The organism is Albidovulum salinarum, assembly GCF_025673475.1.
GTDB lineage: Bacteria > Pseudomonadota > Alphaproteobacteria > Rhodobacterales > Rhodobacteraceae > Albidovulum > Albidovulum salinarum.
The window spans coordinates 198,380-212,621 of sequence record NZ_JAOVQO010000001.1; the positions used below are offsets into that span (position 1 = coordinate 198,380).

The following is a 14,242-nucleotide window of genomic DNA, read 5'->3' on the forward strand; positions in this document are numbered from 1 at the left end:
CGGTGATGCATGATATCAATCTGAAACTGGCCCATTTCCCCGCGACCACCGATGCCGAGATCCTCGACATAAGCATTGGCGGCCTCCTGCGCGACGTAGCGGCCAGGCACGGGCAGGCCGAGGCTCTGGTCGAGGTGCGGCAGGACGGCACCACGGGACGGCGCTGGACCTATGCCGAGCTTCTGACCGGGGCGGAGCGGCTGGCGCAAGACCTATCCACCCGGTACGCACCGGGCGAGCGGGTTGTGGTCTGGGCGCCGAACATCCCTGAGTGGATCTTAATGGAATATGCCTGTGGGCTGGCGGGCCTGGTTCTGGTCACTGCCAATCAGTCCTTCCAGGCGCGTGAACTGGCCTATGTGCTGGAACAATCCGGCGCAGTCGGCTTGTTTATGGTGCGTGAATTCCGCGGCAACCCAATGGCTGAGATCGCTCAGGACGCCACCCGCGGCAATGCCCGTATTCGCGAGGTCGTCGATCTGGAGGACGAACACGTCCTTCATTCGGGAGGGCCCCGCGCCGCGAACCTGCCGGATGTGCGCCCCGGTGACGCGGCGCAGATCCAGTATACCAGCGGCACGACCGGCTTTCCCAAGGGCGCGGTGCTGAGCCACAAGAACCTTGTGAACAACGCCCGACTTTTTTGCAACCGAGCGCAGGTCGGTCCGCATTCCGTCTGGGCGAACTTCATGCCGCTCTTTCACACGGCGGGCTGCGCGACAGGGGCGCTCGGGTGCCTTCAAGCCGCGTGCAGGATGTTGCTTATCCAGCGATTTGACGCCGACGTCTTCGCACGACTGATCGAGGAGCAGGGGGTCACCACCTGCTTTGCGGTGCCGACCATGCTCTTCAACCTCCTGGAGACGTTGGGACGAAAGCCTCGCGACATGTCCTCACTGAAGGTAATTACCACCGGCGGAGCCCCTGTCCCGCCAGATCTGGTGCGACGCGTGCGGGATCGTCTGGGCTGCCACTTGCTTTCCGCTTTTGGTCAGACCGAACATAGCCCGATGATCTGCCTAAACCCGGTCGGGGCGACACTTGAACAGATCGTCGAAACGGCGGGTCAGCCGCTGCCGCGGACCGAGGTCTCGATCCGGTCCACCAAAGACAACCGAGTGATGCCGATCGGAGAAGTGGGCGAGATCTGCGCGCGCTCCTACGCGGTGATGATCGGCTACAACGACAATCCGGAGGCCACTGCCGCGGCCATCGACGCGGAAGGCTGGCTGCACACGGGCGATCTGGGCACGATGGATGCACAGGGCTTTGTCCGGGTCACGGGCAGGGTAAAGGACATGATCATCCGCGGCGGCGAAAACCACTTCCCAGCCGAGATAGAGGCGGTGTTGGTGACACACCCCGAAGTCATCCAGGCGGCTGTCGTGGGCCTGCCGGACGAGAAGTGGGGCGAGGTGATCGCGGCATTCATCCTGTCCGAGGCACCACCCGACATGGCCGGCCTACGCAGCCATTGCCGGGCGCATTTGTCCGCCCAGAAAACCCCGTCAATCTGGGTCCGAGTTCAGGATTTCCCGCTGACCGGGTCAGGAAAGGTGCAGAAATTTGCCATTCTGGAAAAGTTCCTCGCAGGAAACTACGGGGAGCTTCTTGAATGACGGTACGGATTGAAAAGGACGGCCCTGTCTGGACGGTGATCCACTTCCGACCCGAGGCGCGGGGGGCGATGGACCCGGCCAGCGCGACCGCGCTCTACGACGCTTTCCGCGACTTCGACGCCGACGACACCGCGAGTGTTGCCGTCTTCTGGGGCGAGGGCGGGGCGTTCTGTTCAGGCTGGGACCTGATACATGCCGCATCTCTTGCCGGGGCCGAGGTGCTCGACGCGTTCGACTTCCCCGACGAAGGTGAGCCGCCCATGGCGGCGATGGGGCCAAGCCGGCTCGACCTGTCGAAGCCGGTGATCGCCGCCATCGCCGGGCCGGCCGTGGCGGGGGGGATGGAACTCGCGCTCTGGGCCGACATCCGGGTGATGGAGGAAACCGCCTACATGGGCGTCTATTGCCGCCGCTGGGGCATTCCCCTGATCGACGGCGGCACCGTCCGTCTGCCGCGCCTGGTGGGTGAGGGTCGGGCGATGGACCTGATCCTGACCGGACGCCGCGTGGATGCGGACGAGGCGTTGCGGATCGGGCTTTGCGAATACGTGGTGCCCGAGGGCGAGGCGCGCGCCCGGGCCGAGGCGCTGGCCCATGAGATCACCCGCTTCCCGCAAAGCTGCATGCGCGCCGACCGCCGCTCGACGCTGGCCCAGCACGGGCTGAGCGAACGTGAGGCGCTTAGGCAGGAATGGCGGGGCAGCAAGGCCGAAGTCGGAAAGGGGGTCGAGGGGGCAGCCCGTTTCGCCGGCGGCAAGGGGCGTGGGGGCGATTTCAGTGACGTATGACCTGACCCTGACCACTCCCCACGTTCCTGCGCAGACCGACATGGCAACGCGCGAGGTCACCATCGGGAACCTCCTGCGTAAAGTCGCCCAAGCGCGGCCCAAGGCCAAAGCACTGCTCGAGGTGCGGCAGGACGGCACCACGGGACGGCGCTGGACCTACGGAGAGCTTCTGACCGAGGCCGAGCGGCTGGCCACGGCGCTCTCCACCCGCTTCGCGCCGGGGGAACGGGTGGTAGTCTGGTCGCCGAACATTCCCGAATGGGTGCTGGTCGAGCTGGCCGCTGCCCTTGCCGGGCTGGTGCTGGTGACCGCAAATCCCGCGCTTCAAGCGAAGGAACTGGCCTATGTGCTGGAACAATCGGGTGCGGTCGGGCTCCTCCTGGTCGCGGCGTTCCGCGGCAATCCGTTGGCGCGGATCGGGGCCGAGGTGGCGGCCAGCCTCCCGGCGATCCGCGAAGTGACCGACATGGAGAGCGACGCGCTCTTCGCTCATGGCCAGCGGCCCGCGCATCTGCCGAAGGTCGCGCCGGGCGATGCGGCGATGATCCAGTACACATCCGGGACCACCGGTTTTCCGAAGGGCGCGGTGCTGAGCCACCGTGGCCTCGTCAACAACGCGCGCTTTTATGCGACGCGCTGCGGGGTCACCGAGGACACCGCCTGGGTCAATATCATGCCGATGTTCCACACCTCCGGCTGCGGCATGGTCACGCTTGGCTGCCTTCAGGCGGGCTGCCGCATGGTGCTGGTCAGCCGCTTCGATCCGGACGTCGTGCTCGACCAGATCGCCCGGACCCGCGCCGACATCATTCTTGGCGTGCCCACGATGATCGTAGCGCTTCTCGATGCGCAAGAGGAACGGCCGCGCGACCTCTCCAGCCTGAAACTCGTCAGCTGCGGCGGTTCAATGGTGGCGCCGGAGTTGGTGCGGCGGGTGCAAAAGACCTTCGGCAGCGGCTTCTCCACGCTCTACGGCCAGACCGAGCACTGCCCGGTCATCACCCAGCACCATATCGACGACACGATCGAGGATATCTGCGGAACCACCGGCCAGCCCCTGCCGCAGACTGAGGTCTCGATCCGCCGGGTCGAGGACAATCGCGTCCTGCCGGTAGGCGAGGTCGGCGAGATTTGCGCGCGGGGCCCTTGCGTCATGCTCGAATACCACGCCAACCCGCAGGCAACCGCCGCAACTGTCGATGCGATGGGTTGGCTCCATACTGGCGATCTCGGGCGGATGGATGCGCGCGGCTATGTCACCGTAACCGGCCGCGTGAAGGACATGATCATCAGGGGCGGCGAGAACCATTTCCCGGCCGAGATCGAGAACGTGCTGCTCAATCACCCGCAGGTGGCCGAGGTCGCCGTCGTCGGCCTGCCCGATCCGAAATGGGGCGAGGTGATCGGTGCCTTCATCCGTTCCACGGGCGGCCCATTGGACAAGGCGGCGCTGCACGCCCACTGCCGGGCCGAGATGTCGCCGCAGAAGACGCCCAATGTCTGGTGCCAGGTCGACGCGTTCCCGCTGACCGGCTCGGGCAAGATCCAGAAATTCGTGCTCCGCGACCGGTTCGTCGCGGGCGATTACCCCGAACTCTGACCGAGGAGGCAGCCAATGCAGGATGCCCGCAACTTCTACATCAACGGCAAATGGGTCGCGCCGCGCGACGGCCGCGACATGCCGGTCCGCAACCCCTCGACCGAGGAGGTGATCGCGACGATCTCGCTTGGTGGGCAAGCCGATACCGATGCTGCGGTCGCCGCAGCCAAGGCCGCGTTCCCAGTCTGGGCCGCAACGTCGAGAGAGGCCCGCGTCGCGGCGATGGAACGGCTGATGGAAGCCTACAAGACCCGCGCCGAGGAGACGGCGCAGGCGATCAGCGCAGAGATGGGCGCGCCGGTCACGCTTGCCCGCACAGCGCAGGTCGGCGCGGGGGCCGGGCATCTGAAAACGACGATCCGCGCGCTGAAGGCGTTCGAGTTCGAGCGCAGCCTCGGTGACCACGCGCCCGGCGACGTGATCCTGCATGAGCCGATCGGCGTCTGCGCGCTGATCACACCCTGGAACTGGCCGATGAACCAGGTGATGCTGAAGGTCGCCCCGGCGCTCGCGGTGGGCTGCACGATGGTGCTGAAACCCTCCGAGCTGTCGCCGCTTTCCGCGATGCTTCTGGCCGAGATGATCGACGCCGCAGGCTTCCCTCCCGGCGTCTTCAACCTCGTGAACGGTGACGGCGCCGGGGTGGGCAGCCTGCTTTCCGCCCACCCGGACATTGACGTGGTCAGCTTCACCGGCTCCACCCGCGCGGGCGTGGCAATCACCAAGGCGGCTGCCGACACCGTTAAGCGGGTCAGCCTCGAACTTGGCGGCAAGGGTGCCAACATCATCTTCGCCGATGCCGACGACAAGGCGGTCATGCGCGGCGTCCGGCACTGCTTCAACAATTCCGGCCAGTCCTGCAACGCGCCGACCCGGATGCTGGTCGAGCGGCCGCTCTACGATCAGGCGGTGGCGACCGCCCAGACGGTCGCCGAGAAGACCGAGGTCGGACCGGCCGAGATCGAGGGGCGCCAGATCGGGCCGGTCGTGTCGGAGACGCAGTTCAACAAGATCCAATACTTGATCAAGAAAGGCATCGACGAGGGCGCAACGCTCGTGGCCGGCGGCATGGGCCGCCCCGACGGGCTCAAACGGGGCCATTTCGTGCGGCCTACGGTGTTTGCCGATGTCACCCCCGAGATGACCATCTGGCACGAGGAGATCTTCGGGCCGGTCCTGTCGATCACCCCCTTCGACAGCGAGGAAGAAGCCATCCGACTGGCCAACGGCACGCCCTACGGCCTCACGAACTACATTCAGACCGCCGACAAGGCGCGCGCGCGTCGGGTGGCGCGGCAGCTGCGTTCGGGCATGGTCGAGATGAACGGAAAGCTTGGCGGCGCCGGCTCGCCCTTCGGCGGCATGAAGCAGTCCGGAAACGGCCGCGAAGGCGGGGTCTGGGGGCTCGAGGAATTCCTCGAGGTCAAGGCCGTCAGCGACTGGGAGTAGGCATGGCGAAGGTTCTTTTCGACCGCGACGGCCGGATCGGGCGGATCACATTAAACCGCCCCGACGTATTGAACGCCATCGACGATGACCTGCCGCGCGAACTGGCCGATGCGGTGGCCCGCGCCGATGCCGACCGGGGCGTCCATGTGATGGTGCTGTCCGGCGCCGGCAAGGTGTTCTGCGCGGGCTACGACCTTGCCCACTACGCGCAAGGAAAGGGGCCGAACAAGGTGGTGCAGGAGATGCCCTGGGACCCGATGCAGGACTACCAGTTCATGTGGGCCAACACGCAGGCGTTCATGTCGCTTTTCCGGGCGATGAAGCCGGTGATCTGCAAGGTGCATGGGTTCGCCGTCGCGGGCGGCTCCGACATCGCGCTCTGCGCCGACATCACGATCATGGGCGACACCGCCGAGATCGGCTACATGCCGACCCGTGTCTGGGGTTGTCCGACGACCGCGATGTGGGTCTACCGGCTCGGGCCTGAGAAGGCCAAGCGGATGATGTTCACCGGCGACAGGATTGCGGGGCCCGAGGCGGCCGAGATGGGGCTGGTGCTGAAATCCGTGCCTGACGACCGGCTGGATTCGGAGGTCGAGGCACTCGCCGCCCGCATGGCGACGGTGCCGATCAACCAGCTGGCCATGCAGAAGTTGGTGATCAACCAGGCGATGGAGGCCACGATCACCCAGACCCAGCGGCTGGCGACGGTCTTCGATGGCATCAGCCGTCACTCGCCCGAGGGGCTGACCTTCAAGGCGCGCGTCGAGGAGGTCGGCTGGAAGCAGGCGGTCCGGGAGCGTGACGAGGGCACCTACGACTGGACCGCGAACGAGCCGTTTGACGCAAGCCGCTGAGCTTTTCCAAAGAGCGTTTTGCTCGTTCTTAGCTGAGAGGCGGGTAATCTGAGCACTTGGAATCGGTCCTTAATGCGATCAGTGCGGTGACGGCCCGCTAACCGCCGTCTTGCCGAATTGAATATCCAAGGTGCGCCACAATCGGCCGTCCGCCAACCGCAGTGAAAGTCCGAAGGACCGCGAAGCTGTTGTCCGGGGGGGCATAACACTTGCTTTTTCTCGTGGACAATAGGGAAAATCTTTGAAGATTTTTGTGGCGCCCTTGGTGGCGGTCGGCGCGTTGCCGGGATCAGACGCCGCGCTTGTTACCCCAGATCAGCACATGCAGCTGTGGCAGGATGCGCGGGCGGAACCATCCGTCGGCCAGCGTCCGCTCCACCAGCCACTCCATGCGCGCAAGAACCCCGTCCATGTCGATGGTTGCATCCTCCTCCTCGGGCGGGGGCGGGGTATGGTTGCCGGGCTGGAGATAGAGCGGCAGGTCGGGGTGGCGCTCCGCCGCCTCGCGGGCCCAGAGATAGTCGGCCTCGTCGAAGATCACGATCTTCATCACCGCCGCGGCCGTGTCCGCGGCCGTCACGCAGGCATCGAACCGCACCCAGTCCACCACCTCGCCGGACGAGGGCGGCTTGGGGCTGAGGATCAGCATGTCGAGCGCGGCGAACCAATCCTGGGCGACCGAGCCCTGCGTCTCCAGCGCGAAGCGGTAGCCTTCGGCCTTTCCCATCGCGATCAGCGGCGCGAAATCCTGGATTGCCGGATTACCGCCCGAGAGCGAGACCGTGAGCGGCCGGCCGCCGGAAAGTGCCGTCACCCGCGCCCAGACCTCCGCCGCCGTCATCGGCGCCCATTCATTCCGAAACCGGCTCTCGACCGCATGGAGGCTGTCGCACCAGGCACAGCGGTAATCGCAGCCGCCGGCGCGGACGAAGACCGTTGGCGCACCGATCAGCGCGCCTTCGCCCTGGATGGTCGGGCCGAAGATCTCTGCGATGCGCAACGTCACGGCCGGTACTCGGCCCAGGTCTTCGGGGTTTCGCTGACCCTTACCGCGCTGACTTCCGGCCAGCGCGCGCGGGCCCAGTCGAACAGCGCGCGCGCGATGTGCTCCGAAGTCACGCGGTCGTCGCCGAAGACATCGTTGAGATGGCGGTGGTCGAGGGTCTCGTCGATATGCGCCTTCAGGGGCGCGAGCTCGCGGTAGTCGCGCACGAAGCCGTTCGCATCCAGCTCGGCGGCGGCAAGCTCGACCTCGACGACATAATTGTGGCCATGAAGCCGCGCGCAGGGATGGTCCCCGGGCAGGTGCTTCAGCTGGTGCGAGGCCGAGAAGGCGAATTCCTTGGTGATCCTGTACATCAGCGCCCCGCCGCCGCGACTGCGACTTTCCAGAAATCGGAATCTGCGTAGATCGTGGGGTCCGCGACGCCGGCGAGATGGAAGGCCTCGCGCCGCTCGACACAGGTGCCGCAGCGGCCGCAATGGGTCTCGGCCCCCTTGTAGCAGGACCAGGTTTCGGCAAATGGCGTGCCATGCTTCGCGCCCGCCGTGACGATCGCCGATTTCGGCAGATGCACGAAGGGTGTGAAGAGGCGCACCGCGGCATAGCCGTCGAGCGCGTGGCGCTGCATTTCCTCGAACGCTGAGACGAAGCCGGGGCGGCAGTCGGGATAGATGAAGTGATCGCCACCATGGACGGCGGTCGCCACCGCATCGGCCTTCTGGGCGGCGGCGATGCCAAAGGCGATGGCGAGCATGATCGCGTTGCGGTTCGGCACCACGGTGATCCGCATCGTCTCCTCGGCGTAGTGCCCGTCGGGCACGTCGACATCATCGGTCAGCGCCGAGCCGGAGAGATGTGCGCCGATCGCGCGCATGTCGATGAGGTCGTGAGGTACGCCAAGCCTGGCGGCGCATTTCGCGGCGAAGTCGAGCTCCTTCCGGTGCCTTTGGCCGTAATCGAAGGAGACGAGGCGGACGAGCTCGTGCTCGGCCGCGACCATGTGGGCGAGCGATACGGAATCGAGCCCGCCAGAGCAGATGACGACAGTCTTCATTTCGGACCCTTGTTTTAGCGAACCGGGTAGGCTGCGACCGGTGCCCCGGGTTCGCCCCGGAGCGGCGGCTTCCTAGCAGGTGTCGGGTCCGAAGGGAAGCCGGTCGCTGCCCTTGCAGGTGCGCCGGAGGCGACGCATGATGCCGCCGATTCCGTATGGGAGACGACATGAAAGCGCGCGTGAAATGGGCCGAGGCCCGCACCTTCGTCGGCGAGGTGACGACCGGTCACAAGATCGCCTTCGGCACAGCGCACGGTGAGGGCGCCAAGCCGGGGCCGAGCCCGATGGAGCTGGTGCTGATCGGCACCGGCGGCTGTTCGGCCTATGACGTGGTCTCGATCCTCGAGAAGGGCCGCCAGCGGGTCGAGGATTGCGTGGTCGAGCTCGAAGCCGACCGGGCCGAGACCGAACCGAAGGTCTTCACCCGCATCCACATGCATTTCATCGTCAAGGGCCGGGGGCTCGACCCGAAGAAGGTCGAACGGGCGATCGAGCTCTCGGTGGAGAAATACTGCTCGGCCTCGGCGATGATGGCCAAGACCGCGGAGCTCACGCATGATTTCGAGGTGATCGACACCACGGATTGATGGCGTCACGTCAGGCGGATCCGCATGGTATCCGTCGCCGGATCGAACGGCCGACGGAGCATCTCGTTGTAGAGCGGCAGCGCGGGGACGACCTTCTCGGCGAGAAGCGCGTCGAGATCGTCCCAGCCGTTCCAGCGTTCGACGAGATGGACCGTGTCCTCCGTTCCCTCCTTCAGGCCGAAGTCGTAGGAGACGCAGCCGAACGCTTCGGCATCGGGCCTGCCATAGGCGGCGAGGGCGCCGAGGCAACGGGCCGCGTTCTCGGCGTCCTTGCACTCCAGCGTCACGACATGCACAGATCGACCGGTGCCCGTGGTCATCTGGTCGGCTCCATCCCGTAAATCCGTTCAGGGGCATCCTGCGCCGACCGCGAGCGGCGCGGTATCCGGACCGTGCCAATGAGCGTCGAGAAACTGCCAGACCTGGACCTTCCCGATTTCGGCGACCTCGTCGATGCGGTGCGGCCGGTCCTGTCCTACGGCTGGCGCGCCGAGGGGGCGCACCGCGCGGCCGCCCATGCCCCTGCGCGCGGCCATATCATCCAGCCCAGGAGCGGCGCTTACTGGGTGCTTACGGGCGAGGGGACCTGGCTCGTGCCTGCGGGCCTCGCGATCTGGATCCCGCCCGGCATGCATCACGAGGTCTATTCGCACGGTTCGGTCATGGCCCGCATCCTCTTCGTCGAGCCGGCCCATGCCGGACTGCTGCCTGCCCGCGCGGGCACCGTCAAGGTCAGCCCGCTGCTCGACGCCCTCCTGTCGCGGACCGTGGACTACGGCAACGCCTATCCGCCCGAAGGGCCGGAAGCGCGGCTCGCGCGGGTGATGCTCGACGAACTGGCCGCGATGGAGTTCGCGCCGCTGCCGCTGCCGGTCTCGAAGGAGCCGCGGCTCGCGCGGGCGATGGAGCGGGTGATCGCGGCACCCGAGGCAAACGAAAGCATCGAGGATCTGGCGAAGGCCGCTGGCGCGAGCCCGCGCACGCTCGCACGGCTCTTTCGGGCCGAAACCGGCATGACCTACACGCAGTGGCGCACGAACCTGCTTCTTGCGAATGCGCTCGAGCGGCTGGAGAAGGGCGCGAGCGTGACAGAAGTGGCGCTCGATCTCGGCTACGCGAGCCCGTCGAGCTTCGCCTTTGACTGCCGCAGCAGGCTTGGCGTGCCGCCGGGGAAGTTTCGCGCGAGATCGGATTAGCGCTCATTGCGCCAGCATCCTCCTCGCGCCGAACCCGTCGCGAGGAGGGTCATACCGGCCGCCTGGAGGGATCTGGCCCGGAAGGCACATGCGCGATCAGAAAATCAGGTGAAACCGCACGACGCTACAGCCGTGCGGTACCGCTTCAGGAGGGATGCCTCAGCCGGCCTTGGCCTGGCGCTTGCGCTCGTGCGGGTCGAGGAAGCGTTTCCTCAGCCGCACGATCTTCGGCGTGACCTCGACGAGCTCGTCGTCCTCGACATAGGCGATGGCCTCTTCGAGGCTCATCCGCACCGGCGGCGTCAGACGCACCGCCTCGTCCGTGCCCGAGGCACGGATATTGGTCAGCTTCTTGCCCTTCAGGGGGTTCACCTCGAGGTCGTTATCGCGGCTGTGCTCGCCGATGATCATGCCCTCGTAGACCTGCTCCTGCGCACCGATGAAGAGCTTGCCGCGCTCCTCGAGGTTCCAGAGCGCATAGGCGACCGAAACGCCGTTCTCCATGGAAATCAGCACGCCCACGCGGCGGCCTTCGATCGCGCCCTTGTGCGGCGCCCAGCCGTGGAAGATGCGGTTGAGAACGCCGGTGCCGCGGGTGTCGGTCAGGAACTGGCCGTGATAGCCGATGAGCCCGCGCGAGGGCACATGAGCGACGATCCGGGTCTTGCCGACGCCGGCGGGCTTCATCTCGACGAGATCGCCCTTGCGCTGTCCGGTGAGCTTCTCGATCACGACGCCGGAGTACTCGTCGTCGACATCGACGATGACCTCCTCGATCGGCTCCATCCGCACGCCGTTCTCCTCGCGGAAGATCACGCGCGGGCGCGAGATCGAGAGCTCGAAGCCCTCGCGGCGCATGTTCTCGATGAGAACGCCCATCTGGAGTTCGCCACGACCCGAGACGATGAAGGCCTCGCCGCCCGGCGTGTCCTCGATCTTGATCGCGACGTTGGACTCGGCCTCCTTCATCAGCCGCTCGCGGATCACCCGCGACTGGACCTTGTTGCCGTCCTTGCCGGCCAAGGGGCTGTCATTGATGCCGAAGGTGACCGAGATCGTCGGCGGGTCGATCGGCTGCGCGGGCAGCGGCACGTCGATCGCCGGATCGCAGAGCGTGTCGGCGACGGTGGCCTTGGTCATGCCGGCGACGGTGACGATGTCGCCCGCCTGCGCCGCATCGATCGGGGTCTGGGCGAGACCGCGGAAGGCAAGGATCTTGGTCACGCGGAACTGCTCGATCCGCTCGCCCTTGCGGCTGAGCGCCTTGACCTGGTCGCCGACCTTGAGCGTGCCGGATTCCACCCGGCCAGTGAGGATGCGGCCGATGAACGGATCGGCGGAAAGCGTCGTCGCGAGCATCCGGAACGGCTTTTCAGCGTCGGCGATCTGGCGCGGCGCGGGGACATGTTTCACGATGAGATCGAAGAGCGCGGACAGATCCTTGCGCGGCCCGTCCAATTCCGCGTCCGCCCAGCCGGCGCGGCCCGAGGCATAGAGATGCGGGAAGTCGAGTTGCGCGTCGTCGGCGCCGAGGTTGGCGAAGAGGTCGAAGACCTCGTTCAACGCCCGGTCGGGCTCAGCATCGGGCTTGTCGACCTTGTTCAGCACCACGATCGGGCGAAGCCCCAGCGCCAGCGCCTTCGAGGTCACGAACTTCGTCTGCGGCATCGGCCCTTCGGCGGCGTCGACCAGAAGCACCACGCCGTCGACCATGTTGAGGATCCGCTCGACCTCGCCGCCGAAATCGGCGTGGCCGGGCGTGTCGACGATGTTGATCCGGGTGCCGCCATGTTCGACCGAGGTGCATTTGGCGAGGATGGTGATGCCGCGTTCGCGCTCGATATCGTTGGAATCCATCGCCCTTTCGGAGACCTGCTGGTTCTCCCGGAAGGCGCCGGATTGCTTGAGAAGCTCGTCCACGAGCGTGGTCTTGCCGTGGTCAACGTGTGCGATGATCGCGATGTTGCGAAGGTCCATGGGGTCCGCCAATTCCTGAGGTTGGCGCCCCGATAGAGGAAAACCGGCCCGATGGCCAGTGCCAATCAAGCCGCGATGTAGCGGTCGCGACGGTGATTGACGGCGATCACGAGGTTCACCACCAGCGCCCCGAGCGCCGAGATCGCGACGGTTCCCGCGTCCCGGAGCGTCAGCGCGGCGGCGAAGACGCAGACGTCGAAGGCAAGCTGGGTCCAGCCGGCACGGAACCCGGTCCGGTCCTGGAGATAGAGCGCGACGATGCCGACGCCGCCGAGGCTCGCGCCATGCCGGAAGAGCGCCAGGAGCGCCGCGCCGGAGATCGCGCCGAAGAGGACCGCGCCGAGCACCGGGTCGAGGGCGGCGAAACTCAGCCAGCGCGGCAGGACCATGGCGAGCCCCGACATCAGCGCCACCGCGACGAAGGTCTTGACGACGAAGCGCCCGCCCATGCGACGGTAGCCGAGCCAGTAGAACGGCAGGTTGATCGCGAAGAAGACCGGTCCGAACCCCCAGCCCGTCGCATAGGAGATCAGCACCGCCAACCCCGCGGTCTGGCCGGTGACAAGGCCGAGATGGGTCAGGATCGTGATCCCGAACGCCGCCATGCCGGCCCCGAAGAGGATGCCCTGGGCGTCGTCGATCGCGCTGTGATGCGTGGAGTCGGTCATTGCCCCGGAATGCGTCCGCGCGCGCGGTCGGTCCAGTGCTCACGGTGTCGCAGGGCTGACCCGACGGTCCGGACGCCCGCGCCCGTCTTCTTCATTGCCAAAATACCCCGGGGGGCGCGGGGGGCAGCGCCCCCCCCCGGATCGCCCCGGATTTCATCCGGGGCGAAACCCTTCAGGCCAGCGCCTTGTTCAGGTATTCGTCGACCTTCTCGAGATAGCCCATCGTGGTGAGCCACTTCTGGTCCGGCCCGACCAGGAGCGCGAGGTCCTTGGTCATGAACCCGTCCTCCACCGTCTGCACCGTCACCTTCTCCAGCGTCTCGGCGAATTTCTGCAGCGCCGCGTTGCCGTCGAGCTTGGCGCGGTGCTTGAGGCCCCCGGTCCAGGCGTAGATCGAGGCGATCGAGTTCGTCGAGGTCTCCTTGCCGGCCTGGTGCTGGCGGTAGTGCCGCGTCACCGTGCCATGCGCCGCCTCGGCTTCAACGGTCTTTCCGTCCGGCGTCATCAGCACCGAGGTCATGAGGCCGAGCGAACCGAAGCCCTGCGCCACGGTGTCCGACTGCACGTCGCCGTCGTAGTTCTTGCAGGCCCAGACATAGCCGCCCGACCATTTCAGCGCCGAGGCCACCATGTCGTCGATCAGGCGATGCTCGTAGGTGATGCCGGCGGCCTTGAACTTGTCGGCGAATTCCTCGTCGAAGACCTTCTGGAAGAGATCCTTGAAACGGCCGTCATAGGCCTTGAGGATGGTGTTCTTGGTGGACAGATACACCGGCCAGCCCTTGACGAGACCGTAGTTCATCGAGGCCCGCGCGAAGTCGATGATCGACTGGTCGAGGTTGTACATCGCCATCGTCACGCCGGCGCCGGGGGCGTCGAAGACTTCCTTCTCGATGACCTCGCCGTCGTCGCCGACGAACTTGATCGTCAGCTTGCCCTTGCCGGGAAAGCGGAAGTCGGTGGCGCGGTACTGGTCGCCGAAGGCATGGCGGCCGACGACGATCGGCTGGGTCCAGCCCGGCACGAGGCGGGGCACGTTCTGGCAGATGATCGGTTCGCGGAAGATCACGCCGCCAAGGATGTTGCGGATCGTGCCGTTCGGGCTCCTCCACATCTGCTTCAGCCCGAATTCCTCGACGCGCTGCTCGTCCGGCGTGATCGTCGCGCATTTCACGCCGACGCCATGCTGCTTGATCGCATTCGCGGCATCGATGGTGATCTGGTCGTCGGTGCGGTCGCGCTCCTCGATGCCGAGATCGTAGTATTTCAGATCGATGTCGAGATAGGGCAGGATCAGCTTTTTCTTGATGAAGTCCCAGATGATCCGGGTCATCTCGTCGCCGTCGAGTTCGACGACGGGGTTTTCAACCTTGATCTTCGACATTCTCTTCTCCGCTTGAGGACTGACTCGTTGCCGGTGACATAGCGGAAATCACGGGGTCTG

General features: G+C 66.1%; 14 protein-coding genes. 7 read left to right on the forward strand and 7 right to left on the reverse strand.

Annotation, left to right across the window (positions count from 1 at the left end):
- Window positions 1–5 precede the first annotated feature (5 nt).
- The 5 genes from OEZ60_RS00980 to OEZ60_RS01000 are packed head-to-tail and all read left to right on the forward strand — an operon-like array spanning window position 6 to window position 6,313.
- Entirely contained in the window at window positions 6–1,619 is a 1,614-nt protein-coding gene (locus OEZ60_RS00980) for a class I adenylate-forming enzyme family protein (protein WP_263332303.1), read from the forward strand.
- Window positions 1,616–2,407: a crotonase/enoyl-CoA hydratase family protein gene (locus tag OEZ60_RS00985; RefSeq protein ID WP_263332305.1), complete on the forward strand. Its 792-nt coding sequence runs from the start codon at window positions 1,616–1,618 to the stop codon at window positions 2,405–2,407. The genes OEZ60_RS00980 and OEZ60_RS00985 overlap by 4 nt, the downstream gene beginning before the upstream one ends.
- Entirely contained in the window at window positions 2,397–4,007 is a 1,611-nt protein-coding gene (locus tag OEZ60_RS00990; RefSeq protein WP_263332307.1) for a class I adenylate-forming enzyme family protein, read from the forward strand. Before OEZ60_RS00985 ends, OEZ60_RS00990 begins: the two co-directional genes overlap by 11 nt.
- A gap of 15 nt (window positions 4,008–4,022) precedes the next feature.
- Window positions 4,023–5,456, forward strand: coding sequence for an aldehyde dehydrogenase family protein (locus OEZ60_RS00995; RefSeq protein ID WP_263332309.1), 1,434 nt, complete (start codon window positions 4,023–4,025; stop codon window positions 5,454–5,456).
- 2 nt (window positions 5,457–5,458) lie between these two features.
- Window positions 5,459–6,313, forward strand: a complete 855-nt coding sequence (locus OEZ60_RS01000) for a crotonase/enoyl-CoA hydratase family protein (RefSeq protein ID WP_263332311.1) — start codon at window positions 5,459–5,461, stop codon at window positions 6,311–6,313.
- Window positions 6,314–6,602: 289 nt separating this feature from the next.
- Here the strand turns inward: OEZ60_RS01000 and queE are convergent, their stop codons facing one another.
- The 3 genes from queE to queC are packed head-to-tail and all read right to left on the reverse strand — an operon-like array spanning window position 6,603 to window position 8,370.
- The gene (gene queE / locus OEZ60_RS01005) at window positions 6,603–7,319 is read right to left on the reverse strand and encodes a 7-carboxy-7-deazaguanine synthase QueE (protein ID WP_263332313.1); all 717 of its coding nucleotides are present in this window, start codon (window positions 7,317–7,319) and stop codon (window positions 6,603–6,605) included.
- A complete protein-coding gene (gene queD, locus OEZ60_RS01010) occupies window positions 7,316–7,672 on the reverse strand; it encodes a 6-carboxytetrahydropterin synthase QueD (protein WP_263332315.1) in 357 nt (118 codons plus the stop codon). Before queD ends, queE begins: the two co-directional genes overlap by 4 nt.
- On the reverse strand, window positions 7,672–8,370 hold the full coding sequence (queC, locus tag OEZ60_RS01015) for a 7-cyano-7-deazaguanine synthase QueC (protein WP_263332317.1): 699 nt from the start codon (window positions 8,368–8,370) through the stop codon (window positions 7,672–7,674). The genes queD and queC overlap by 1 nt, the downstream gene beginning before the upstream one ends.
- A 167-nt stretch (window positions 8,371–8,537) precedes the next feature.
- Here queC and OEZ60_RS01020 point away from each other — a divergent pair, with 167 nt between their 5' ends.
- Window positions 8,538–8,957: an OsmC family protein gene (locus OEZ60_RS01020; protein ID WP_263332319.1), complete on the forward strand. Its 420-nt coding sequence runs from the start codon at window positions 8,538–8,540 to the stop codon at window positions 8,955–8,957.
- Between the two features lie 5 nt (window positions 8,958–8,962).
- On the opposite strand, the gene OEZ60_RS01025 is transcribed toward OEZ60_RS01020, so the two are convergent.
- Complete coding sequence (locus OEZ60_RS01025) at window positions 8,963–9,277, reverse strand: hypothetical protein (RefSeq protein ID WP_263332321.1); 315 nt, start codon at window positions 9,275–9,277, stop codon at window positions 8,963–8,965.
- A 78-nt stretch (window positions 9,278–9,355) separates the two neighbouring features.
- Between OEZ60_RS01025 and OEZ60_RS01030 the strand changes: the two genes are divergently transcribed.
- A complete protein-coding gene (locus OEZ60_RS01030) occupies window positions 9,356–10,153 on the forward strand; it encodes a helix-turn-helix domain-containing protein (protein WP_263332324.1) in 798 nt (265 codons plus the stop codon).
- A 159-nt stretch (window positions 10,154–10,312) separates the two neighbouring features.
- On the opposite strand, the gene typA is transcribed toward OEZ60_RS01030, so the two are convergent.
- The 3 genes from typA to OEZ60_RS01045 form a co-directional block, all read right to left on the reverse strand.
- Window positions 10,313–12,130, reverse strand: coding sequence for a translational GTPase TypA (gene typA / locus OEZ60_RS01035; RefSeq protein ID WP_263332326.1), 1,818 nt, complete (start codon window positions 12,128–12,130; stop codon window positions 10,313–10,315).
- Between the two features lie 65 nt (window positions 12,131–12,195).
- A complete protein-coding gene (locus OEZ60_RS01040) occupies window positions 12,196–12,798 on the reverse strand; it encodes a YitT family protein (RefSeq protein WP_263332328.1) in 603 nt (200 codons plus the stop codon).
- A 172-nt stretch (window positions 12,799–12,970) separates the two neighbouring features.
- Window positions 12,971–14,182 (reverse strand): NADP-dependent isocitrate dehydrogenase, encoded by a 1,212-nt coding sequence (locus OEZ60_RS01045; protein WP_263332330.1) that lies wholly within the window; start codon window positions 14,180–14,182, stop codon window positions 12,971–12,973.
- Window positions 14,183–14,242 lie beyond the last annotated feature (60 nt).

What these genes read in the sequence shown, in the direction of transcription:
- OEZ60_RS00980 (WP_263332303.1), top strand. Translation starts at nt 6, where the DNA reads ATGCATGATATCAATCTGAAACTGGCCCATTTCCCCGCGACCACCGAT.
- OEZ60_RS00985 (WP_263332305.1), top strand. Translation starts at nt 1,616, where the DNA reads ATGACGGTACGGATTGAAAAGGACGGCCCTGTCTGGACGGTGATCCAC.
- OEZ60_RS00995 (WP_263332309.1), top strand. Translation starts at nt 4,023, where the DNA reads ATGCAGGATGCCCGCAACTTCTACATCAACGGCAAATGGGTCGCGCCG.
- OEZ60_RS01000 (WP_263332311.1), top strand. Translation starts at nt 5,459, where the DNA reads ATGGCGAAGGTTCTTTTCGACCGCGACGGCCGGATCGGGCGGATCACA.
- queD (WP_263332315.1), bottom strand. Translation starts at nt 7,672, where the DNA reads ATGTACAGGATCACCAAGGAATTCGCCTTCTCGGCCTCGCACCAGCTG.
- queC (WP_263332317.1), bottom strand. Translation starts at nt 8,370, where the DNA reads ATGAAGACTGTCGTCATCTGCTCTGGCGGGCTCGATTCCGTATCGCTC.
- OEZ60_RS01020 (WP_263332319.1), top strand. Translation starts at nt 8,538, where the DNA reads ATGAAAGCGCGCGTGAAATGGGCCGAGGCCCGCACCTTCGTCGGCGAG.
- OEZ60_RS01025 (WP_263332321.1), bottom strand. Translation starts at nt 9,277, where the DNA reads ATGACCACGGGCACCGGTCGATCTGTGCATGTCGTGACGCTGGAGTGC.
- OEZ60_RS01030 (WP_263332324.1), top strand. Translation starts at nt 9,356, where the DNA reads ATGAGCGTCGAGAAACTGCCAGACCTGGACCTTCCCGATTTCGGCGAC.
- typA (WP_263332326.1), bottom strand. Translation starts at nt 12,130, where the DNA reads ATGGACCTTCGCAACATCGCGATCATCGCACACGTTGACCACGGCAAG.
- OEZ60_RS01040 (WP_263332328.1), bottom strand. Translation starts at nt 12,798, where the DNA reads ATGACCGACTCCACGCATCACAGCGCGATCGACGACGCCCAGGGCATC.
- OEZ60_RS01045 (WP_263332330.1), bottom strand. Translation starts at nt 14,182, where the DNA reads ATGTCGAAGATCAAGGTTGAAAACCCCGTCGTCGAACTCGACGGCGAC.